The sequence below is a fragment of the Bradyrhizobium sp. 613_E4_N2_2 genome (assembly GCF_052075995.1).
GTDB classification, from domain to species: Bacteria; Pseudomonadota; Alphaproteobacteria; order Rhizobiales; family Xanthobacteraceae; genus Bradyrhizobium; species Bradyrhizobium barranii.
Genome location: NZ_CP197234.1, coordinates 6,515,712 through 6,536,219, shown reverse-complemented (window position 1 = coordinate 6,536,219; position 20,508 = coordinate 6,515,712). Strand labels below are relative to the sequence as shown.

Sequence of the window (20,508 nt, the reverse complement as noted above, 5' to 3'; positions counted from 1 at the left end):
TCGCGCGAATTCCGGCCTCTCCCCGCAAGCGGGGGGAGGCGATCAGAGCATCGCAGGTCCGGATCACGCCTTGCTCAGGCCGGCGGCCTTCATCGCCTCGCCCATCTGGGCGTCGCCCTTGTCCATGAAGCTTGCGAACTGACCGGCATCGCCCCACACCGTACCGAAGCCGCGGTTGCTCATGAAGTCCTTGAACTCGGCGGAGTCGTAGACCTTCTTCAGCGCTGCGGTGAGCTTCGTTGCGATCTCCGGCGGCAGGTTCTTCGGTGCGCCGATGCCGCGCCAGGCGCCGGTTGCGTAGTCGATGCCCATCGCCTCCTTCAGCGTCGGCACGTCCTTGAAGATCGGGTTGCGCGCCGGCGCCATGATGGCAAGGCTCCTTGCCTTGCCCGCCTCGATGATGGCGCGCGCCTCCGGCACCGAGCACGTCGTGAGGTCGAGGCCGCCGGCGGCGAGATCCTGCATCGCGGGCGCAGCGCCATTCGACGGCACCCAGGCGACCTGGTTGGCGGGCAGGCCCATCGCCTGCATCCAGCCGACCAGCGCGAGATGCCAGATGCCGCCCTGACCGGTGCCCGACGCCTTGAACTTGCCGGGAGGCGCCGCCTTGATGGCTTCGGCGAGCTCCTTGACGGTCTTGTAGGGCGAGGAGGAGGAGACCTGGATGCCGGGCGGGTCCTCGTTCATCAGCGCCAGCGGCGTGTAGCTCTTCGGCGTCAGCTCGGTGAGGCCCTGCCAGTGCATCATCGAGATTTCGACGGTGAGCATGCCGATCGTGTAGCCGTCCGGCTGCGCGGTCGCGATCGCGCTATGGCCGACCACGCCTGAACCGCCGGTGCGGTTGACGACGTTGAAGGGCTGGCCGAGATCCTTTTCCAGGAGGGCTGCGACAATGCGCGCAGTCGCGTCGGTGCCGCCACCGGCGCTCCAGGGCACGATCACGGTGACCGGCCGGGCCGGATACGCCTGTGCGCGTGCGGGTGTGAGACCGAATGCGGCGGATGCGGCAATCGCGGCGGAAGAGGCCGCAAAAGTGCGGCGCGAAATCTTGGACATCAATGCCTCCCAGCGGCGCCCGTGACACCGGGCGCTCTTGTCAATGAAGGCATTCTAGTCGGCTTTGCGGCGCCGCGGCAAGGTAGCGCTACCACAGCGTTGTGAGCAATGTGTCGCTGCTCAAAACATCATCACTGCGGCTCCGCCGCGTCGCCCTTCGGTCGCGCACCGCCGAAGATACGCATGCCTTCCGCCGTGAGATAGGTCTTCAGCGTTTCCCACGTCACGAAGGCGACATATTCGCCCTCGGCGTAGGGGCCGACCGCGTAAGGCGGATAGTGGAAGGTGAGCCCGGAACTCTTGCCCGTTTCGGTTGACGGCGCGAGCGTCACCGCGCCGATCTTGAGCAGGCTCGGCTCGACGCTCTTGAACCACTCGTCGGTCGCGGTCTCGCTGGTGTCGCGCTTCTTCTTCTCGACTCTCAGCGAAGCGATCACGGCCTTCACCATCGCCTTCATAGTTGCCCCGTTGTCGGTGGTCTCGGTGAAGAACGGGCGGATCGAGATGCGCTTGCCCTCGCTCTTGTCCCACAGGATCGTGTTCACGTCCGAGTTGGGATGGGCGCCATGAGTGTCCATGTAGTCGTTGCGCAGGACGCTGACATAGCGATCTGCAACAACGGAGCGGATCGCATATTTGCGCTCGAAATCCCAGCCGCCGTCCTTGAAGAACTGCGGATCTTCCTTGCGCGAGGCGGCGGCCTCGGCCGCGTTCTTGTCGAGCCACTTCCTGCCTTCGGCCAGGCAATCCGCCGCGAGCGCCGCATCCGCCTTGATCCTGTCGTCGAGGAAGACGCGGGCGTCGATGCTCTTGGTCTTGATGATGGCGTCGGGCTTGGGGTCCGCGGCGAGGGCGGAGATCACGCACGTTGCGCTAAGCGCCATGGCGACGCTCAAACCGATCATGAACTTCAATGGGAGTGCTCCTTACGTGAGCGTCAGAATATTTCGAGGATGTGGTCTGCGATCTGCTGCGCAGAGTGGGGGGAGGCGGAGCGCCGGACAGTCGCCTGCGCCTGCAAGCCGGTCGCATCCTCGATGATCTGCTCGACGTCGATCAGGTTGAGCAGCGAGAAAGAGGCCTCCGGTTCGACCTCGACCAGGACATCGATGTCGCTGTGCGGGTGATAATCGTCGCCGTCCCGCGTGCCGAGGATGGCGAGCTTCGAGACGCCCTTGGCTTTGATGGCATCAGCGTTCTGGCGTATCGCAGCGATGACCTCATCACGTGTCATGGAGACAATCCGGCCGGTGATACGGCCAGCGTACCATCTACTCCGCCGCCTCGCTATGCCCGAGCCGGGCATTCAGCTTGCGGATCAGCTCCTCGGCGGCTTCCGCGATCACCGTGCCCGGCGGGAAGATGGCTTCGGCGCCGGCCGCATAGAGCGCGTCGTAATCCTGCGGCGGCACCACGCCGCCGATGATGATCATGATGTCGTCGCGGCCCTGTTTCTTCAGCGCGGCCTTGAGTTCAGGCACTGCGGTGAGATGGGCGGCGGCGAGCGAGGAGACGCCGAGGATGTGCACGTCGTTCTCGACCGCCTGCCGCGCAGCTTCATCGGCAGTTGCAAACAGCGGCCCGATGTCGACGTCGAAGCCGATGTCGGCGAAGGCCGAGGCAATCACCTTCTGGCCGCGGTCGTGGCCATCCTGGCCGATCTTGGCGACCAGGATGCGCGGCCGGCGGCCTTCCGCCTCCTCGAAGGCGTCGATCAGCGCCTGAACCTTCTCGACCTGGTTACCCATGCTGGACGCCTCCCGCTTGTAGACGCCGGTGATGGACCTGATCTCGGCGCGGTGCCGGCCGAACACCTTTTCCATCGCGTCCGAGATTTCGCCGACGGTCGCCTTCGCCCGTGCTGCGTCGATCGCGAGCGCGAGCAGATTGCCGTTGCCTTCGCCGGCCGAGCGCGTCAGCGCGGCAAGCGCCGCGTCGACGTCGGTCTGGTTGCGCTCGGATTTCAGCCGCGTCAGCTTGTCGATCTGGAGGCGGCGGACATTGGTGTTGTCGACCTTGAGGATGTCGATGGGAGCCTCATCCGTCGGCTTGTACTTGTTGACGCCGATCACCGCCTGCTTGCCGGCATCGATCCGGGCTTGCGTCTTGGCCGAGGCCTCCTCGATGCGCAGCTTGGGCACGCCGGCCTCGATCGCCTTGGCCATGCCGCCGAGCTCCTCGACCTCCTGGATGTGGCTCCAGGCCTTCGCCGCGAGGTCGCGCGTCAGCCGCTCGACATAATACGAGCCGCCCCAGGGATCGATGATGCGGGTGGTGCCGCTCTCCTGCTGCAGGAACAGCTGGGTGTTGCGGGCGATGCGGGCCGAGAAGTCGGTCGGCAGCGCTAAGGCCTCGTCGAGCGCGTTGGTGTGCAGCGACTGGGTGTGGCCCTGGGTGGCCGCCATCGCCTCCACCGTCGTGCGCATCACATTGTTGAACACGTCCTGTGCGGTCAAAGACCAGCCCGAAGTCTGGCAATGCGTGCGCAGCGACAGCGAGCGCGGGTCTTTCGGGTTAAAGGGCTTCAGCAGCTTCGCCCAGAGCAGGCGCGCGGCGCGCATCTTGGCGACTTCCATGAAGAAGTTCATGCCGATCGCCCAGAAGAACGACAGGCGCGGCGCGAAGCGGTCGACGTCGAGGCCCGCGGCAAGACCGGCGCGCAGATATTCGACGCCGTCGGCGAGCGTATAGGCGAGCTCGAGGTCCTGCGTCGCGCCGGCCTCCTGCATGTGATAGCCGGAGATCGAGATCGAATTGTATTTCGGCATCTTCGTGGAGGTATAGGCGAAGATGTCCGAAATGATCCGCATCGAGGGCGCGGGCGGATAGATATAGGTGTTGCGCACCATGAACTCTTTCAGAATGTCGTTCTGAATGGTGCCCGAGAGCTTTTCCGGCGGCACGCCCTGTTCGCCGGCGGCGGCGACATAGAGCGCGAGGATCGGCAGCACCGCGCCGTTCATGGTCATCGACACGCTCATCTGGTCGAGCGGAATGCCTGCGAACAGCGTGCGCATGTCGTAGATGGAATCGATGGCAACACCGGCCATGCCGACGTCGCCGCCGACGCGCGGATGGTCGCTGTCATAGCCGCGATGGGTGGCGAGGTCGAAGGCGACCGAGAGGCCCTTCTGTCCGGCCGCGAGGTTGCGGCGGTAGAATGCGTTGGAATCCTCCGCCGTGGAGAAGCCGGCATATTGCCGGACGGTCCAGGGCTGATTGACATACATGGTCGGGTAGGGGCCGCGCAGGTACGGCGCGATGCCCGGATAGGTCTCGAGGAAATCGAGCCCGGCGAGATCGGCCTCGCCATAGGCGGGCTTCACCAGAATGCCCTCGGGCGTCAGCCACGGCTCGGCGCTGCCTGACGGCGCGGCGGTAGCGATGCGCTCGAAGGCGACGTCGGCGAAATCAGGAATGCGGCTCATGGTTTCAACCATATCATTAGACGCTCAATCATGATCCGGATGCTGATGGCTGACGATGGTCGCCATCTTCTCCGGTCCGTAATTCTGTTGCGTGGTCTGGCTCGGCAAATTGGAGATTCCGACCACCCAGCCGAGCCGGGATTCGGATCCGTATTGGCGCGTCGGCACCAGCTGGTCGGGGCGGTCAAAGGCGCCGGTCATGATCTCGATCCGGTCGCCGTCGATGCGGCCAAAGCTCAGCGGCGTGCCGCAGGCGGCGCAATAGCCGCGATCAGCGATCGAGGAGGAGCGGAAGAACGCCGGCTGCCCCTTGCTCCAGGCGAAGTCCGTCCGGTTGATGTCGGCGAAGGACGCGAACGGCGCGCCGCTCGCCTTCTGGCACATACGGCAATGGCAGATCGAAACCCTGTTGGGGGTTGCCGAAATCGCAAAGCGCACCGCGCCGCATTGGCAACCGCCGGTGAAAACTGGTTTGCCCGCCTCGCTCATGCCTGCTCCATCCGTCGGTAGGCGTCTTGCAGTGTCGCAAGCGCATCGCCTCCGGCGAAGACAAAACCCGTGACGCCGGCCGCACGGAGTGCCGCCTCGGCATCGGTCGGACGGCCTGCCAGATAGATATGTCGCGCGCCCGCCGTTTGCAGGGCCTTCGCCGCGGCGTCGGCGTGTTCCGGATAGACCTTGTCGCTGGAACAAAGACAGGCGAGCTCGGCGCCGGAGGCCTTGAATGCGGCGGCCAATTTGGCCGGATCGGCAAAGCCCTCGCTGTCGACGGCCTGGATGCCGCCGGCCTCGAACAAGCTCTTGGCAAAGGTCGCCCGCGCCGTGAAATCGGCGGGCGTGCCGAGATTGGCCAGAAACACCTTTGGCCGCGCACCGCGCGCCTTCAGCGCCGCATCGGATTTGTCGCGCAACGCCTCGAACGGTTCCGCCAGCCGGATCGGCGGCAGCGCATCGAACTTGTATTTCTGCTCGCCGTAGGGAGCGAGCTTGACCGGCGTCGCCGTCAGCACCGCCGTCTCGCGCTCATGCAGGTTGGGAAACTCGCTGGCGCCTGTCAGCACGTCGCGGCGCTTTGCGATGTTGGCGTCGCGGGCCTTTCGCGCGGCCGCGACCTTGCTTTGGAACAGGCCTTGCTGAAGCGCGGCGAAGGCGCCGCCGGCTTTCTCGCTGTCCTGGAACAGCGCCCAGGCGGCGTCGCAAAGCTGCGCCGTCAATGTCTCGATGCCGCCCGCGCCGGCGGCGGGATCGCTGACCTTGGCGAGGTTGCTTTCTTCCAGAAGCAGGGCTTGCGTATTGCGCGCCACGCGCCGCGCGAATGGATCAGGTAGCCCGAGCGCCAGCGTATGCGGCAGCACGGTGATCGCATTGGCGCCGGCGAGCCCGGCCGCGAATGTCGCGATGGTCGCGCGCAGCATGTTCACGTAAGGGTCACGCTGGGTCAGCATGCGCCAGGCCGTATCGGCGGCAATGAACAGCGGCTTCGGCGTCAGCCCGCACGCCGTCTCGATGCGCGCCCACAGCAGCCGCAGTGCGCGGAATTTTGCCATGGTCAAAAACTGGTCGGCATCCGCAGAGAGCCGCGCATAGATCATGTCCTGCGCCTGCTCCAGTGGAACGCCGGCGCCCTCGATCGCGCGCAGATAGGCGACGCCGCAGGCCAGCACGAACGCGAGCTCCTGCACCTCGGAGCCGCCGGCATCGTGGATCACGCGCCCGTCGGCGGACGCGAACGGTCCCTTGAAGCCGAGCGCGGCGAGCCCCTTGATGGCGCCAGTGACGGCCGGAACGATCTCGTCCCATGTGTAGGGGCTGTGACCCCACACCGCGCCGGCCGCAAGCGGATCGAGCCCGAAGCGGATGTTGCAGGCGGCGGGATCGAGGCCGTTGCTCTTCACATATTCCGCGACATGGATCGCCGCCATCCGCGATTGCGGACCGATCTGGAGCTCGATGCCGATGCCGGCATCGAGATGAATATCCTTGAAAACCTTGGCGACCGCATCGGCCGAAGGTTCCAGCCCGAACCCGTGAGCGCCACTGCCGCCGGCGAACACCAGCGCGAGCCCCGTCGCGCCATTTTCGAGATCGGTCAGCGCCTGCGCATTCGCGAGCGCCGCATCGGGATGGTCGATCCGCTGCATGATCTGCCACGGCGCGGCGGCAGGCCGTCCCACCACGGGCGCAACGCCCCGGGCGCGCGGATAGAGAGGGTCGATCTTGAGGCCGTCATAAGTCTTGCCGACCAGCTTCTCGAACGGCGCGCCCTTCAGCACGCCGTCGACCAGCTTGCGCCAGTCGTTGACCGTGGCCTTGGGGAAATCCGCCGCCAGCGGCAGGTCGTCAGTCACGGAGGTCATACGGCCAAGGGCTCCCAAAAATCTTGTTGTTCGCGGGCGAAATTGCCACGGCCGGCCGTCGCTGCAAACGGTTGTTTTTGGTTAACCGGTATCCGGAAGCCGCTCAATGCCTTGCGTCGAGGCGCTGGCAAGCCCGTCACGCACACGAATGCCTGAGATCACGCGGTCGGGCGCGATTTCGGCCAGCGGCACCAGCACGAAGGCGCGCTCGAACAAGCGCGGATGCGGCAAGGTCAGGTCGGGTTTCTGCAAGCTGACATCGTCATAGGCGATCATGTCGAGATCGAGCGTGCGCGGGCCCCATTGCCTCTCCTTGTTCCGTGTGCGGCCGAATTTCTGCTCGACCTTATGCATCACGAACAAGAGCGCATGCGGATCGAGGCTGGTTTCGATCTCGACGCAGGCATTGATGAAGGGATCCTGGTCCTCGTCACCCCAGGGCGGCGTCGCATAGTCCGAGGAGCGCGCGATCAGCGCAGCTTGCGCCATGCCGCAGATGTGCGAGATCGCCTTCCGGAACGTCGCGCGGACATCGCCGACATTGCCGCCGAGTGCGATCAGCACGCTCGCCATCTTACGGATGCCGCGAGCGCGTCAGCATGATGCCGACGTCGTCGAAGATTGCGGCGATCGGCGCATGCGGCTTGTGCACGGTGATCTTCACGGCGCGGATGCGCGGGAAGTGCGACAGGATGGCATCGGCGACCGCGCCGGCCGCTCGCTCCAGCAGCTTGTAATTTGTATTCTTGAACGCCGCCGTCGTGGTCGCCACGACTTCGGCGTAGGACACGGTGTCGGCGAGCCGGTCGCTACGCGACGGCTCCGACAAATCGGTATAGAGCTCGAGATCGATGACGAAGCGCTGGCCGACTTCGGTCTCGTGATCCATCACGCCGTGGCGGGCGTGGATCGACAGGCCGGTGACGAAGATCGTATCGGTCATTGCTTGCTCTCGATTGCATTCGCGACCCGCAGGGCCTGCAAGGTCTCGGCGACGTCATGGGTGCGGATGATCTTGGCGCCGTGCTGTGCGGCGATCAGATGCGCGGCGATCGAGCCGGCGAGCCGTTCCTTCGGCTCCGAGGGCGACACCGAGGCGATGAAGCGCTTGCGCGAAGCGCCGACCAGGATCGGCAGGCCGAACGTGTCGAATTCGCGCAGCCGCGCCAGCGCGGTCATGCTCTGCTCGGCCGTCTTGCCGAAGCCGATGCCGGGATCGAGCACAATCTTGTCGCGCGCGATGCCGGCCTTGGCGGCGATATCGAGCGAGCGCAGGAAGAACGCTTTCATGTCCGCGACGATGTCGATGGCGGAATCGACGGCCTCGCGGTTGTGCATGACGATGACGGGGACGCCGCGCGCGGCGATAAGCTGTGCCATGCCAGTGTCGCGCTGCAGGCCCCAGACGTCGTTGGCGATCGCAGCGCCCTGGTCGAGCGCAAAGGCCACCACCTCAGCCTTCATGCTGTCGATCGACACGGGAACGCCCAACGCCACCACGCCTGACAGCACCGGCTTCAGCCGGGCCAGCTCGTCCGCCGCCGTCACCGGCCGGGCGCCCGTGTAGGGCCGGGTGGACTCGGCACCGATGTCGATGATGTCGACGCCGGCCTCGATCATCGCCCGCACCCGCGCAAGCGCCAGCTCGGGCGCGATGAACTCACCGCCATCGGAGAAGGAATCCGGGGTGACGTTGAGCACGCCCATCACTGCCGGAATCGGCCGCTCCAGCAGCGTCCGCAGCACGTCGGGCCCGGCCGAGCCGGCCGGCGGGACGGATGGGGAGGGCGAGGCATTCATGCGGCCCGCTTTAGCGGTCGGGGAGGGGGGATTCAAGGTGGGATTGGGGGCGAATGTCGATGTGTTCGCGGAGCATCGATCGCCTCCGCTGTCATCGCCCGCGAAAGCGGGCAATCCAGTATTCCGAGGCCGTGCGGTGATATGGAGGAGCCGCTGCGTACTGGATACCCCGCCTTCGCGGGGTATGACACCGAGAGCTAACGCGGCAGGTCGTATGCCGAGGGAGATGCCCTAATACGTAATCTTCGGCGGCAGCTTCTTCGCCTTGGCGATGATGTCGCCGACCGATTTTTCCGAGGGCAGGATGCGGACGAGCTTCTTCTTCACGTTGGCTTCCCGCATGCTCTGGGCCAGCCGTGCCGGATTCCGATAGGCGAGCTCGCGCACGGTGGTGACGCCGGCGGCGCGGACGAGGCCGACCTTGGCCCGGCCCATCCCGGGAATGCGCATGTAGTCGGAGACGTTGGCCCATTCCAGCAACTGCTGCTCGCTGATGCCGGTCTTGGCGGCGAGCGCCTTGCGACCCTTCACGGTCGAGGCCGCCTCGAGCAGCGCGTCGGTCGTGCGGATTCCTTGCGCCTTCAATTTGTTGGCGGCAAAGGCTGGCAGGCCCTCAATCTCGGAGATCGGATATGTCATGATACTCGATATGAAAAGCGTCGCTCAGGCGAACTGGCTGAGGCCCGGCGTCCCCGCGATGATCTTGCCCATCTGATCCGCTCCGATTTTGTCTCGGCCGTAGCGGAAAAGTTCACGGGCAACGTTCTGAATCTCGGACATGCCAAGTCCCAGGCCCATCAGGCGCGTGCCGACGGCCATCAGGCCGCCGCCCATCAGCCGCGACAGTCCGCCGCCGCTCCTGGACGCTTCTATCGCCGCTTCTGCACCGGGAATCTGATCGATCAGCGCTTCGACGTTCTCGGAAGGACCTTCGCTGCGGAGGAAGCCCAGGATAATGCCGACGGTCTTTTCAGCCACAGCACCATCTATGCTGGCGTTCGACGCCAGCCGCCCGATCAGCTCGTCCATAAGGCCCGCCCCTCAGCCGGTTTGCATGCCCGAGTATTGCTTCCGAAATGATCTTGATCCGGAGCGATGTGAAATACAAGCGATGAACGTACGCAAGGTTCCGATTCACTCTCGAAGGCGCGAAAAGTGTTGCAACGATGCAAGAGCGGAGATGGATTCAGCGAAAAATTGCCGCGGTGCGAACGCGTCATTCCTACTTTCGGCTGATGTCGGCGGTATGTTTCCGACAATGTCGCATGCTCGGGGCGCGTTGAACGGTTTTAATCCGCACGCGACATGCGTTAAACTACGGAGCAGGTGCATTCGAGTTTCAATAGGCGAAACACGGCAGAGAGATCAGAGAGAAGCATGACCGCACAGGACAGCAAGCTCGGCGACACCGACGACAAGATCTTCGTCGGCAAGGGAGACGAGCAGGCATGGCTGACGCTGGCGCTTGCCAATCGCCACGGCCTCGTCACGGGTGCAACCGGGACCGGTAAGACGGTATCGCTGCAAGTCATGGCGGAAGGATTTGCGCGCGCCGGCGTTCCGGTCTTCGCATCCGACATCAAAGGCGACCTCTCCGGCATCTCCGAGGTCGGCGAGGCCAGGGATTTCATTGTCAAGCGTGCCACCGAGATGGGGCTGACGTTCCAGCCCGACCAGTTCTCGACAGTGTTCTGGGACGTGTTCGGCGAACAGGGCCATCCGGTGCGGGCGACCGTCACGGAGATGGGGCCGCTTCTGCTTGCGCGCATGCTCGACCTGAACGACGTGCAGGAAGGCGTGCTCAACGTCGCCTTCCGCGTCGCCGACGACAACGGGCTGACCCTCATCGACATGAAGGATCTGCGCGCGCTGCTCGATGCCATCGTGCCGGATGCCGGCAAGAAGGGGGCGGACGCCGAGGAAGGCCCGCTTGCCGACATCAAGAAGGAGGCTCAGGGTTTTGGCAACGTCACCAAGGCCACCGTCGGCACCATCCAGCGCCAGCTTCTGGTGCTGGAAAACCAGGGCGGCACCAAATTCTTCGGCGAGCCGGCGCTGACGCTGAAGGACTTCCTGAAGACCGACCGCGACGGCCGCGGCATGGTCAACATCCTTGTTGCCGACAAGCTGCTGCAGAGTCCACGGCTTTACGCGACATTCCTGCTGTGGATGCTGTCAGAATTGTTCGAGGAGCTGCCCGAGGCCGGCGACCTGCCGAAGCCGAAGCTGGTGTTCTTCTTCGACGAGGCACATCTGTTGTTCAACGACGCGCCGAAGGCGCTGATGGACAAGATCGAGCAGGTGGTGCGTTTGATCCGATCCAAGGGCGTCGGCGTCTATTTCGTGACGCAAAACCCCGTCGACGTGCCCGACCGTGTGCTCGGGCAATTGGGCAACCGTGTCCAGCATGCGCTGCGTGCCTTCACCCCGCGCGACCAGAAGGCGGTCGCCGCCGCGGCCCAGACCTTCCGGCCCAACCCGAAGCTCGACACCGCCAAGGTGATCATGGAGCTCGGCAAGGGCGAGGCGCTGGTGTCCTTCCTCGAAGGCAACGGCACGCCGACGATGGTCGAGCGTGTCATGATCCGGCCGCCATCGGCCCGCATCGGATCGATCACGCCGGAAGAGCGCAAGGCGATCATGGATGCGAGCCCGGTGAAGGGCAAATACGACACCGCTGTCGATGCCGAATCCGCCTACGAGATGATCCAGAAGCGGATTGCCGGCACGGCTGCGACTGCCGATGCCGGTGCGGCCGACGGAGGTGGCGGCGGCATCCTCGGCCAGATCGGCTCGATGGTCGGCACCATCTTCGGCACCAACGTCAAGCGCGGCCGCCTGTCGGCGGGCCAGGTCATTGCGCGCGACGTGACGCGATCGGTCACCAACCAGGTGATCGGGGGGATGGCGGCCAATCTCGGCAAGTCGGTCGCCGGCCAGCTCGGTGGCTCGATCGGCCGCACCCTGGTGCGAGGCGCGCTCGGCGGGCTGCTGCGAAGGTAGGCAGGGAAGCCGGATTTGAGGCACTAAAGCCTCCACTGCGTCAAGCCCGGGCATGACGAAATCTCGCGAGTATTTGGATGCGATTGCCCCGCACGCCGGGCGAGGCCGAACACCATAAATTCAGGTGAGGGGGGTTCTCCAAGCGTCCGTCGGTCTGCTACGTGCTATTTGTTTCCGACGGGACATAATGTGACATCACCGAATCTATCAGACAAACTCGGCCCGCACAGAGCCTTGTCGCTGCGCGCGCCGCTCGATCTGCTCTTCCTGTTCTGCTGCGTCCTCCTGACCGCCGACGTGCTCGTTCCCGAGATCTTCGGCCACGGCAAGACCAAGGATTATGGGCTGTGGTACTGGGCCGGGCAGCAGGTGCTGCACGGTGGATCGCTCTATCCCGACGAGATCGGCGAGTATTTCGAATTCATTTATCCACCGCTGCCGGCGATCCTGCTGGCGATCCCGAGCTGGTTCGGCAAGATCCCGCTCTATGTCGTGCTGTCGATCCTGAACGTGGTGGCATGGTGGTACACGGGCAACTTCTCCAATGCCATGACGGGATCGGGCCGCAGGCCCGGCCCGTGGCTCGAAGCGCTGCCGGCCATCGTCACCGTGACCTTCGTGTTCGACATGTTCGACCTCGGCCAGCCGAACCTCGTCCTGCTGGCGATGATGCTGTGGGGCTTCTGGTTGTTGCAGCGTCAGCGGTCCTGGCTCGCGGGCTTCCTGTTCGCGCTCGCTACCGCCATCAAGGTGTTTCCGATCGCGGTGCTGCCCTATCTGATCTGGCGCAGGAAGTGGGCGGCCACCGTCGCGACGGTCGCTTTCACCGGCATCCTTCTTTATGTCGTGCCGGCACCGATCCGCGGCTTCGAGCGCAACGCGGCCGAGCTCAAGACCTGGTACCAGGGCATGGTCGGCACGAGCTCGGAAAAGGGCTTTGGCCAGCGCGACGAGCAGAACTGGTCGTGGGTCAACCAGTCCCTCATTGCCGTCACGCACCGTCTGGTCCGGCCGATCAACTACAATCAGGAAGATCCCAGCAAGTCACCGCGCACGATGAATGTCATCGACGTCGACTACAAGACGGCGAACTTGATCGTGCTGGCGTTGTCGGCGTTGCTCGGGCTCGGCTTCCTCGCGGTGATGCCGTCGCAAGCGCGGCGAACGGCGCGCTCGGATGCGGAGGAGCTCGGCATCCTGTTCTGCCTGATGACGGTGGCATCGCCGCTGGCGCGGCAATACTACTTCATGTGGCTGTTCTTCCCGATGACGGTGCTGATGCATCGCGCCGCTTTCGACGCGCGACCGGGCGTGCGGCTGGGAACCTGGCTCGCGCTGGGCGCTGCCGGCATCCTCATGCTGCTGTCGCTGCCGTGGTTTCCCAATGTCATCCAGGCCTGGGGCAATAACCTTGTCGCGACCGCCATTCTTGCAGGTAGCCTCGCATGGCACATCCGGCATCCGCCGGTTGCGGCTGGCTCCGAGGCGGCGGCGGCGCTAAAACCCGGTACCTCTTGAGACTCACAAGTCAGGAATACGACCATGGCCAATGCGCAGCTTCAATCGGTGCTCGATCACATTGACAAGGATTTCGACAACAGCCTGGAGCGTCTGTTCTCGCTGTTGCGGATCAAGTCGATCTCTGCGGATCCGGCCTTTGCCGCCGACTGCAAGGCTGCGGCCGAGCATCTCGCCAAGGACATCGCGAGCCTCGGTGTCGCCACTGAAGTCCGCCCGACCGCCGGCCATCCCGCCATCGTCGGCAAGACCGGGGCGGGCGGACGGCCGCATGTGATTTTCTACGGCCATTACGACGTGCAGCCGGTCGATCCGCTCGATCTCTGGCACCGTCCGCCGTTCGAGCCTGTCGTCACCGACCATGCCGACGGCCGCAAGATCATCGTCGCGCGCGGCGCCGAGGACGACAAGGGCCAGGTCATGACCTTCGTCGAGGCTTGTCGCGCCTGGAAGAAAGTGACGGGCTCGCTGCCGATCGACATCACCTTCCTGATCGAAGGCGAGGAGGAGGTCGGCTCGAAGAACTTTGTCCCTTTCATCGAGGCCAACAAGGACGAATTCAAAGCGGACTACGTGCTGGTCTGCGACACCGGCATGTGGGACCGCAACACGCCCGCGATCACGACGTCGCTGCGCGGCCTGCTCTATGAAGAGCTGAAGATCACCGCCGCCAATCGCGATCTGCATTCCGGCGTGTTCGGCGGCAGCGCGATGAACCCGATCCGGGTGCTGACGAAAATCCTGGGCGGCCTGTTCGACGACGACAACCGCATCACCATCCCCGGCTTCTATGACGGCGTGAAGGATCTGCCGCCTGATATCCTGGAGCAGTGGAAGAAGCTCAACCTCACGCCGGAGATGTTCCTCAAGCCGATCGGTCTGTCGATCCCCGCCGGCGAGAAGGGCCGGCTGCTGATCGAGCAGGCCTCCTCGCGTCCGACCTGCGACGTCAACGGCATCTGGGGCGGCTATATCGGCGAAGGCTCCAAGACGGTGATCCCGTCGCATGCCTCGGCCAAGGTCTCGTTCCGCCTGGTCGAAGGGCAGGACCCCCAGAAGATCCGCAAGGCTTTTCGCGACTACGTGACGGCGCGTATCCCCGGCGACTGCAAGGTCGAGTTCGGCGATCACTCCGCCGCGCCCGCGGTGGCGCTCGACTGGAACATGAAACCGCTCGCGGCCGCCAGCAAGGCGCTGACCGAGGAGTGGGGCAAGGAGACCGTGCTGATGGGCTCGGGCGCCTCGATCCCGATCGTCGCCGATTTCAAGCGGACGCTTGGGCTCGACTCGCTGCTGGTCGGCTTCGGATTGGACGACGACAACATCCATTCGCCGAACGAGAAATACGACCTCCGCAGTTTCCAGAAGGGTATCCGCTCCTGGGCGCGGATCCTCGCGGCGCTCGCGGACGTGAAATAGGCGCGGTGCCGTAGGGTGGGCAAAGGCGGTGCCCACCATCTCTCCGCGATCGCGATGGAAGAGGTGGGCACGCTTCCGCCTTCGCTCTTCGAGCTACGGCGGACAAGTCGCTTTGCCGACCCTACGAAGACTCTCTCCTCGTCATTGCGAGCGTAGCGAAGCAACCCAGAATCCCTCCACGGGCACAGTCTGGATTGCTTCGTCGCTTCGCTCCTCGCAATGACGGCGGGGCCAAATAAAAACGCCGCCCGGAATTGGGCGGCGTTTCATTCCGAAACGTGTAGAGGGTGTTGAGACCTACCCTACACGAAATCCAGAAAATCTCAAGACCGGTAGCCCGGCAGCTCGCGGTCGAGCTTGCGCAGCAGCGGCGGCCAGACCAGGTTGGTGGCGCGCAGCTCGGCGCGGTCGCGGTTGGCGAGCAGCTCGGTGTTCTTCTCGATCGCAATCTCCTCGACCGGATAGACCGGCGTGCCCAGCGCGCGCGTGCGCACCTGCATCGAGCAGGCGCGCTCGAGGTGGTACATGCGCTCGAACGCGGAGGCGACCGAGCGGCCGACCGTCAGCGTGCCGTGGTTACGCAGCAGCATGTGGTTGTGGTCGCCGAGGTCCTTCTGCAGCCGCGGCCGCTCGTCGTGGTCGAGTGCGATGCCCTCATAGTCGTGATAGGCGAGGTCGTGGGTGACGAGCTGGGCGGTCTGGTTGAGCGGCAGCAGCCCTTCCGCGCTGCTCGACACCGCGGTGCCGTCGAGCGTGTGGAGATGCAGCACGCAGATTGCGTCCTCGCGCACCTCGTGGATCGCCGAATGGATGGTGAAGCCGGCCGGGTTGATGCTGTACTCGCTCTCGGAGAGCTGGTTGCCGTGCAGGTCGACCTTGACGAGGCTCGATGCCGTGATCTCGTCGAACATCAGCCCGTAGGGGTTGATGAGGAAGTGATGGTCGGGGCCGGGCACGCGCGCCGAAATGTGGGTGTCGACCAGATCGTCCCAGCCATACAGCGAGACGAGGCGGTAGCAGGCGGCGAGATTGACCCGTTGCTGCCACTCCGCCTCCGTCATGTTCGACGGCACTTCCTTCAGGCGCGCTTCCGCTGGCGACATGGCTTATCTCTCCGAACATCGTTGTTGCGGGGAGGGAGCGTAGTCGCGGGTGAGGCTGGCGGCAAGGCGGTCAAATCGCAGCAGCCACGCGTAGCCCGCATGGAGCGCAACGTAATGCGGGGGCCGCTGTCCCCGGATTTCGCTTCGCTCCATCCGGGCTACAAGGGAGAAGAATTTTACGGCGCCGGGATCGACAGCAGGCTGGAAATGCTGCGGCCGCGGATGTCGTAGACGCGGGCGAACACCACGTCGTCGCGCTTGATCTCGACCATCACGGGCGCAGTGAGGCCCTTGCAGTAGAACTCGCCGAGCGTCATCGCGAAATCGGCCGCGTTGGAATCCCAGCCGATGGTGAAGTCGGGCCCGAGCGCGACCTGGGCCGGGCGCTGCGGACCGCACACCGCGACCTTCCATTTGCGGTTGCCCGGCGCCACTTCCTGCCGCTCGACGATCTGCTCGCGCAATTCGTCCGAGGCCTGCTTCAGCGCAAGGCCCCAATAGTCCAGCATGAAGCGGTCGTCGGCGCCGCGCACGGTGCCGGCGATGTGGTTGAAGTGCGTGTACTGATAGGGATGCAGCCGGATCATCTCGGCCAGCGAGAGCGCGAGGCCGAAGCAGAAGGTCGCGAGCACGACGGGCTGCCAGGTGCGGTGGTTGGTGCGCAGGCGCTCCATGGCCCAGGCAAAGGCGACGCCGCCGAGCACCGCCATCGGCGGGATCACGAAGACGAAGTGGCGGATGCCGTTGTACAGCGCCGGCCGCTTCACCATCGCGATCGCGAGCGGCAGGGTCGCCGCCAGCGTCAGCATCAGGAGGATGGTCTTGCGGCGCGCCGGAACCTCGCGGCGCGGCAGCATCGCGAAGGTGCTGACCACGGCGCCGCCCATCAGCACCAGCATGACCTCGGGAAGCTGCAGCGCGAACAGCGTCGGCAGATAGGACCAGGGCATGTCGGGCACGGACACAATCGCGCCGTCGAACATCTCCTTCCAGGGCTTCTCGAAGAAATGCGAGAAATAGGTCAGGGCCTCGAAGGGATTGCCGGGCTCCATGATCGACCACGGCCAGATCAGGCCCATCACGAGATAGCCGAACACGAGGCCGGGCAGCAGCACGTAGACGACATGGGCGAAGCGGCGGGCTGCTTCGCGGGCGCCTTCGGTGCGCAGCTCCTCCAGGAACAGCGGCATGAAGCCGATCATGGCGTAGACCAGCGCGAGGCCGCCGAGGACGCGGCAGCCGAGCGAGAGGCCGGCACCCAGGCCGACAATCAGGATCGTGCGCGGCGACGGCTGCGGATATTCCTCGGCGAGGCGGACGAGGCCCAGCATCAGGATGATCATGGCCACCGCGAAGGGCGCATCCTTCGGGTTCATGAACATGTGGCCATAGAAGATCGGGCAGAGCGCGAGCAGCAGGAGTGCGGCAAGACCGGCAAGGGGCCCGCCGATGCGGCGGCCGAGCCGCCACGTCACCGCAAGCCCGATCACGCCGACCGTGGCGCCGAGCAGGCGTCGCGTCTCGAACAGCTCGAGCGGAATGACCTTGTGCAGGAGAGCCGCGACCATGTCGAAGCCGCCGCCATACATGTAGAGATTCGCGAAGGAGAGCGCCGCGGTGTCCCTGAAGCCGGAACCGAACATGCGCAGCAGCAGGTCGGCATATTCAGCGTGGGTGTAATCGTCCCAGCCGAGCCCGTAGTCGCGGAAGGTCAAGCCTGCAATGACGGCGACCGCAGCCAGCACCAGCATGGCGAGATCGTCGCAAGTCCGTTCAACCGAGCGCCGCAGAGGCGTGTCGATCGCCGAAGTCGTGATGGATGTCATGGCTATTGGTGACCCGGAATCCCCTCTTGGCCCTGCTGGTGCCCGCGGGCCACTTCCCCGGAATCCCTATAGCGCAGTTCCATTACCAAGTAATTGGGCATTATGGCTAAAATCCTGATGCGACGCAGCAAATCCAGACAGTTGAGAGCAAGTTAGAAGTAGCGGGCCGTAGCTGAAGGGAATGTGAATAAGTCCCTGATATCCTTCCCTTTAGGAACGCAGGCTCTAATTCGCCGTTGGCGTGGAACACCGTATGACGGTATCGTGGCGCAACGGGTGTCGCGCACGGCTGCGCGACCAGGGGTGAGTTCGATGAGCTTGGCATTGTTGATTGTGGGGATTTTCGCCGTCCTGGCGGGCCTCCTTACGATCCTGTTCGGCTTCACCGTTAGGGAGGCCAGCCTCGGCAGCACCCTCATAATCTCCGGCACCATTGGCGTCTGCTCCGGAATGTTACTGGCCGGCCTCTACGTCGTGGTCGTGGAACTGAAGGGCATCGCCCGCCGGTTGGCCGGATCGGCCGCGCCGGGCGAGGTTCGGGTCAGGCCCGTGCTGCCAGGCCTCGCGGTGCCTGGCGTGCCAGTGTCCGAGCCGTTCCCGGCATCGGCGACGAAAACCGAGCCACCACCGGCCGCGGGTCTGCCGCCGTGGCAGAGCGAGGCCGCCGCGCGCGAGCGTCCGCGCGCCGAACCGCCGCCGGAGCCGGAAGCTCCGACACCGCCTGCGGCTCCGGAAGCGCCGCGCCGCCGCAACCTGTTGTTCGCATCGTCCTCCCGCAAGGAGCGCGAGCGCGCGGAGGCGAAGGCGACAGAGAGCTTGCCGCCGCAGCCTCATGACGAGCCCACGGAACCGGCCGGCCCGGAGAGTCAGCCGGCGAGCTTCGACGATGCCTGGCCGAGGCCGGACCGTATGCGGCCACCGGAACCGCCGGCCGCCGGGCGTCGCCCGCCGCCGCGCTCGCCGTCGATCTTTACCGAGCCCGGCCCGCCGCCTCCGCCCGAACCGACGCCGGTCGAGCAGGCGCCCGTGACCGTGCTCAAATCGGGTATCGTCGACGGCATGGCCTATTCGCTCTATTCCGATGGCTCGATCGAAGCGCAGATGCCGGAAGGCATGATGCGCTTCGCCTCGATCGACGAACTGCGCGCCCATCTCGACCAGCGGTCCTGAGGCCGCTGCGTCCAAGTAGAGCGCCATCGTTCTTGTCACTTCGTCAGTAATCAGCTCATATTCGTCAGTCGTCTTATTTCGGCCGAATGTATTGTTGACACGAAATACTTCGGCGTCGTCAATCCGGCGAGACGCAAGGTCAGGGAGAGGTCGGGCCCATGTCGGATAACGGGGCTAAGAATTTCATCGAGCTAACGGCGAGCATCGTGTCCGCCTATGTCGGCAACAATCCGACGCCGGCGGCCGATATCCCGAACCTGATCAGCCAGGTGCATGGCGCCTTGGTGCGCGTCTCGTCAGGCCGCACCGAGACCGCGCCGCTCGAGCCGGCCAAACCGGCGGTGTCGCTGAAGAAGTCGATCGCGCCGGACTATCTGGTCTGTCTGGAAGACGGCAAGCGCTTCAAGTCGCTGAAGCGCCATCTGCGCACCCAGTACAACATGACGCCGGAGCAATATCGCGAGAAATGGGGCCTGCCGGCCGACTATCCCATGGTCGCGCCGAACTACGCGGTGGCGCGCTCGCAACTGGCAAAGCAGATGGGACTGGGACAGCAGCAGCGGAAGCGGAAGTAACCGCTTCAGGTGGCTTCCGCGAGCGCCTCTTTCGCGTCGGTCTTGATGCGCTCGACCATCGAGCGCAGGCCGTTGGAACGCTGCGGCGTCAGATGATCGCGAAAGCCGAACTCGTTGAACACCGCGATCGCGTCGGTCGCAAGGATCTGCTGCGGCGTGCGGCCGGAGTAAAGCGAGAGCACGATCGCGACCAGCCCGCGCACGATGTGGGCGTCACTGTCGCCGCGATATTTCAGGATCGGGGCGCCGCCATCGCGATCGACCAGCTTCTGGAGCCAGACCTGGCTGACGCAGCCATTCACCTTGTTCTCGGCCGAATGCTCGGATTCGGGCATCGGTTCCAGGGTGCGGCCGAGCTCGATGACGTACCGGTAGCGGTCGTCCCACTCGTCCAGAAGCTCGAAATTGTCCCTGATTTCGTCGATCGTCGTCATGCTGGCCCAATGTTTCCGTTCAGGCCAATATAAGGATGCGAGGAGGCGAAATCGATAGGGTTTGGGCGCTAATTCGCCGGCGCCGCCGCAGGGCCGCGCCATTCCAGCGCGAGGTCGTCCTGGCTCAGGGTGTCGCGCGGCGCCTCGCCCGAGGCGGCATCGCCTTCGCCGGCCAGCGCGATCGAGCCGGTATGATCGGGCGCCTTCTTGTCGGTCTTCTCGAGCTGCTCTTTCTTGTCGTTGATGATCTGGTAGATCTTCTTCGCGCCGTCCTGGGCGCGCTGGCCGATGATGGTCGCGGCCTGGCCGCCGACCTCGCAGGCCGCCGGCTGGCGCTTGCAGAACTGGGTCACGTCGGAGACGGCCGCGGTCGCAGCCTGCACCGCATCGGCGGCGCCGATCTGCGGCAGCTTCTCCGATTCGGGCGTCTTGTCCCGCGGCAGGAGCACCAGCACCAGCCCGAGCCAGAATGTGATGCGGAGCAGAAAGCGCATCTTATCGACCTGTATGTTAGATCCCGCCGCGGCGATGCCCGCGAGGCGCCGGACCTAGCAACTCTCGATAAATCGCAAGTGATTGCCTTCCGCTTAATTCGCGGAAAATCTGCGCAAGAATCTTCCCGAACCGCCACGTCGTAAATTTTCGATTGACGCCGGAGCCCCGTGATTCCGCCGGCGCCGCTTGTCCACCAATTCGAAACCATGCGGGGACTGGTGAAACCCTGTGTTCACCATCCCCGATGATGACGTGGTCAAATCGCTTAAAAATCTCCGCGATGACACAGTGTCCGGCGGCGGGCCGCATTGCCTTAGCACTCGT

The 20,508-nt window shown here is 64.7% G+C and carries 20 protein-coding genes; 5 read left to right on the top strand and 15 right to left on the bottom strand.

The features are described from left to right. Window positions 1–63: 63 nt before the first annotated feature. The 11 genes from AB7290_RS31085 to AB7290_RS31035 form a co-directional block, all read right to left on the bottom strand. Window positions 64–1,056, bottom strand: a complete 993-nt coding sequence (locus AB7290_RS31085; RefSeq protein ID WP_085402696.1) for a tripartite tricarboxylate transporter substrate binding protein — start codon at window positions 1,054–1,056, stop codon at window positions 64–66. Window positions 1,057–1,187: 131 nt separating this feature from the next. Continuing rightward, complete coding sequence (locus tag AB7290_RS31080; protein WP_085402697.1) at window positions 1,188–1,961, bottom strand: RsiV family protein; 774 nt, start codon at window positions 1,959–1,961, stop codon at window positions 1,188–1,190. 32 nt (window positions 1,962–1,993) lie between these two features. Further along, window positions 1,994–2,290, bottom strand: coding sequence for a nucleotidyltransferase family protein (locus tag AB7290_RS31075; protein ID WP_085402698.1), 297 nt, complete (start codon window positions 2,288–2,290; stop codon window positions 1,994–1,996). A 37-nt stretch (window positions 2,291–2,327) separates the two neighbouring features. Next, window positions 2,328–4,484 (bottom strand): methylmalonyl-CoA mutase, encoded by a 2,157-nt coding sequence (gene scpA, locus AB7290_RS31070; protein ID WP_085402784.1) that lies wholly within the window; start codon window positions 4,482–4,484, stop codon window positions 2,328–2,330. A 24-nt stretch (window positions 4,485–4,508) separates the two neighbouring features. Next, the gene (locus AB7290_RS31065) at window positions 4,509–4,973 is read right to left on the bottom strand and encodes a GFA family protein (protein ID WP_085402699.1); all 465 of its coding nucleotides are present in this window, start codon (window positions 4,971–4,973) and stop codon (window positions 4,509–4,511) included. Next, window positions 4,970–6,841: a methylmalonyl-CoA mutase family protein gene (locus AB7290_RS31060; protein ID WP_085402700.1), complete on the bottom strand. Its 1,872-nt coding sequence runs from the start codon at window positions 6,839–6,841 to the stop codon at window positions 4,970–4,972. The genes AB7290_RS31065 and AB7290_RS31060 overlap by 4 nt, the downstream gene beginning before the upstream one ends. 81 nt (window positions 6,842–6,922) lie before the next feature. Continuing rightward, the gene (folK, locus tag AB7290_RS31055; protein ID WP_085402701.1) at window positions 6,923–7,414 is read right to left on the bottom strand and encodes a 2-amino-4-hydroxy-6-hydroxymethyldihydropteridine diphosphokinase; all 492 of its coding nucleotides are present in this window, start codon (window positions 7,412–7,414) and stop codon (window positions 6,923–6,925) included. 1 nt (window position 7,415) lies between these two features. Continuing rightward, window positions 7,416–7,784 (bottom strand): dihydroneopterin aldolase, encoded by a 369-nt coding sequence (folB, locus tag AB7290_RS31050; protein ID WP_008553485.1) that lies wholly within the window; start codon window positions 7,782–7,784, stop codon window positions 7,416–7,418. Further along, a complete protein-coding gene (gene folP / locus AB7290_RS31045; RefSeq protein WP_085402702.1) occupies window positions 7,781–8,641 on the bottom strand; it encodes a dihydropteroate synthase in 861 nt (286 codons plus the stop codon). Before folP ends, folB begins: the two co-directional genes overlap by 4 nt. Before the next feature lie 231 nt (window positions 8,642–8,872). Continuing rightward, window positions 8,873–9,280 carry a DUF4332 domain-containing protein gene (locus tag AB7290_RS31040; protein WP_071915663.1) on the bottom strand — a complete coding sequence of 136 codons (408 nt, stop codon included), beginning with the start codon at window positions 9,278–9,280 and terminating at the stop codon, window positions 8,873–8,875. Between the two features lie 24 nt (window positions 9,281–9,304). Next, window positions 9,305–9,670: a hypothetical protein gene (locus tag AB7290_RS31035; RefSeq protein WP_063984593.1), complete on the bottom strand. Its 366-nt coding sequence runs from the start codon at window positions 9,668–9,670 to the stop codon at window positions 9,305–9,307. 348 nt (window positions 9,671–10,018) lie between these two features. Between AB7290_RS31035 and AB7290_RS31030 the strand changes: the two genes are divergently transcribed. The 3 genes from AB7290_RS31030 (at window position 10,019) to AB7290_RS31020 (ending at window position 14,581) form a co-directional block, all read left to right on the top strand. Then, window positions 10,019–11,644, top strand: coding sequence for a helicase HerA-like domain-containing protein (locus AB7290_RS31030; RefSeq protein ID WP_085402703.1), 1,626 nt, complete (start codon window positions 10,019–10,021; stop codon window positions 11,642–11,644). A gap of 234 nt (window positions 11,645–11,878) precedes the next feature. Then, window positions 11,879–13,162 (top strand): glycosyltransferase family 87 protein, encoded by a 1,284-nt coding sequence (locus tag AB7290_RS31025; RefSeq protein ID WP_201266209.1) that lies wholly within the window; start codon window positions 11,879–11,881, stop codon window positions 13,160–13,162. Between the two features lie 24 nt (window positions 13,163–13,186). Beyond that, window positions 13,187–14,581 carry a M20/M25/M40 family metallo-hydrolase gene (locus AB7290_RS31020; protein WP_085402705.1) on the top strand — a complete coding sequence of 465 codons (1,395 nt, stop codon included), beginning with the start codon at window positions 13,187–13,189 and terminating at the stop codon, window positions 14,579–14,581. A gap of 323 nt (window positions 14,582–14,904) precedes the next feature. Here the strand turns inward: AB7290_RS31020 and AB7290_RS31015 are convergent, their stop codons facing one another. Both AB7290_RS31015 and AB7290_RS31010 read right to left on the bottom strand, forming a co-directional pair. Then, window positions 14,905–15,684, bottom strand: coding sequence for a class II aldolase/adducin family protein (locus AB7290_RS31015; protein WP_028153549.1), 780 nt, complete (start codon window positions 15,682–15,684; stop codon window positions 14,905–14,907). Between the two features lie 176 nt (window positions 15,685–15,860). Beyond that, a complete protein-coding gene (locus AB7290_RS31010) occupies window positions 15,861–17,510 on the bottom strand; it encodes a glycosyltransferase family 39 protein (RefSeq protein WP_085402706.1) in 1,650 nt (549 codons plus the stop codon). Between the two features lie 312 nt (window positions 17,511–17,822). Between AB7290_RS31010 and AB7290_RS31005 the strand changes: the two genes are divergently transcribed. Together AB7290_RS31005 and AB7290_RS31000 are read left to right on the top strand one after the other, a co-directional pair. After that, on the top strand, window positions 17,823–18,680 hold the full coding sequence (locus AB7290_RS31005; protein ID WP_085402707.1) for a hypothetical protein: 858 nt from the start codon (window positions 17,823–17,825) through the stop codon (window positions 18,678–18,680). 158 nt (window positions 18,681–18,838) lie between these two features. After that, a complete protein-coding gene (locus tag AB7290_RS31000) occupies window positions 18,839–19,255 on the top strand; it encodes a MucR family transcriptional regulator (protein ID WP_063984587.1) in 417 nt (138 codons plus the stop codon). Between the two features lie 5 nt (window positions 19,256–19,260). On the opposite strand, the gene AB7290_RS30995 is transcribed toward AB7290_RS31000, so the two are convergent. Together AB7290_RS30995 and AB7290_RS30990 are read right to left on the bottom strand one after the other, a co-directional pair. Beyond that, window positions 19,261–19,689, bottom strand: a complete 429-nt coding sequence (locus tag AB7290_RS30995) for a SufE family protein (protein WP_028149946.1) — start codon at window positions 19,687–19,689, stop codon at window positions 19,261–19,263. A 68-nt stretch (window positions 19,690–19,757) separates the two neighbouring features. After that, window positions 19,758–20,183 (bottom strand): DUF5330 domain-containing protein, encoded by a 426-nt coding sequence (locus AB7290_RS30990; RefSeq protein WP_063984586.1) that lies wholly within the window; start codon window positions 20,181–20,183, stop codon window positions 19,758–19,760. Window positions 20,184–20,508: the final 325 nt, after the last annotated feature.

Bases quoted from the DNA above. Each gene is read 5' to 3' on its own strand.
- AB7290_RS31085 (WP_085402696.1), bottom strand. From the start codon at position 1,056: ATGTCCAAGATTTCGCGCCGCACTTTTGCGGCCTCTTCCGCCGCGATT.
- AB7290_RS31080 (WP_085402697.1), bottom strand. From the start codon at position 1,961: ATGATCGGTTTGAGCGTCGCCATGGCGCTTAGCGCAACGTGCGTGATC.
- AB7290_RS31075 (WP_085402698.1), bottom strand. From the start codon at position 2,290: ATGACACGTGATGAGGTCATCGCTGCGATACGCCAGAACGCTGATGCC.
- scpA (WP_085402784.1), bottom strand. From the start codon at position 4,484: ATGAGCCGCATTCCTGATTTCGCCGACGTCGCCTTCGAGCGCATCGCT.
- AB7290_RS31065 (WP_085402699.1), bottom strand. From the start codon at position 4,973: ATGAGCGAGGCGGGCAAACCAGTTTTCACCGGCGGTTGCCAATGCGGC.
- AB7290_RS31060 (WP_085402700.1), bottom strand. From the start codon at position 6,841: ATGACCTCCGTGACTGACGACCTGCCGCTGGCGGCGGATTTCCCCAAG.
- folK (WP_085402701.1), bottom strand. From the start codon at position 7,414: ATGGCGAGCGTGCTGATCGCACTCGGCGGCAATGTCGGCGATGTCCGC.
- folB (WP_008553485.1), bottom strand. From the start codon at position 7,784: ATGACCGATACGATCTTCGTCACCGGCCTGTCGATCCACGCCCGCCAC.
- folP (WP_085402702.1), bottom strand. From the start codon at position 8,641: ATGAATGCCTCGCCCTCCCCATCCGTCCCGCCGGCCGGCTCGGCCGGG.
- AB7290_RS31040 (WP_071915663.1), bottom strand. From the start codon at position 9,280: ATGACATATCCGATCTCCGAGATTGAGGGCCTGCCAGCCTTTGCCGCC.
- AB7290_RS31035 (WP_063984593.1), bottom strand. From the start codon at position 9,670: ATGGACGAGCTGATCGGGCGGCTGGCGTCGAACGCCAGCATAGATGGT.
- AB7290_RS31030 (WP_085402703.1), top strand. From the start codon at position 10,019: ATGACCGCACAGGACAGCAAGCTCGGCGACACCGACGACAAGATCTTC.
- AB7290_RS31020 (WP_085402705.1), top strand. From the start codon at position 13,187: ATGGCCAATGCGCAGCTTCAATCGGTGCTCGATCACATTGACAAGGAT.
- AB7290_RS31015 (WP_028153549.1), bottom strand. From the start codon at position 15,684: ATGTCGCCAGCGGAAGCGCGCCTGAAGGAAGTGCCGTCGAACATGACG.
- AB7290_RS31010 (WP_085402706.1), bottom strand. From the start codon at position 17,510: ATGACATCCATCACGACTTCGGCGATCGACACGCCTCTGCGGCGCTCG.
- AB7290_RS31005 (WP_085402707.1), top strand. From the start codon at position 17,823: ATGAGCTTGGCATTGTTGATTGTGGGGATTTTCGCCGTCCTGGCGGGC.
- AB7290_RS31000 (WP_063984587.1), top strand. From the start codon at position 18,839: ATGTCGGATAACGGGGCTAAGAATTTCATCGAGCTAACGGCGAGCATC.
- AB7290_RS30995 (WP_028149946.1), bottom strand. From the start codon at position 19,689: ATGACGACGATCGACGAAATCAGGGACAATTTCGAGCTTCTGGACGAG.
- AB7290_RS30990 (WP_063984586.1), bottom strand. From the start codon at position 20,183: ATGCGCTTTCTGCTCCGCATCACATTCTGGCTCGGGCTGGTGCTGGTG.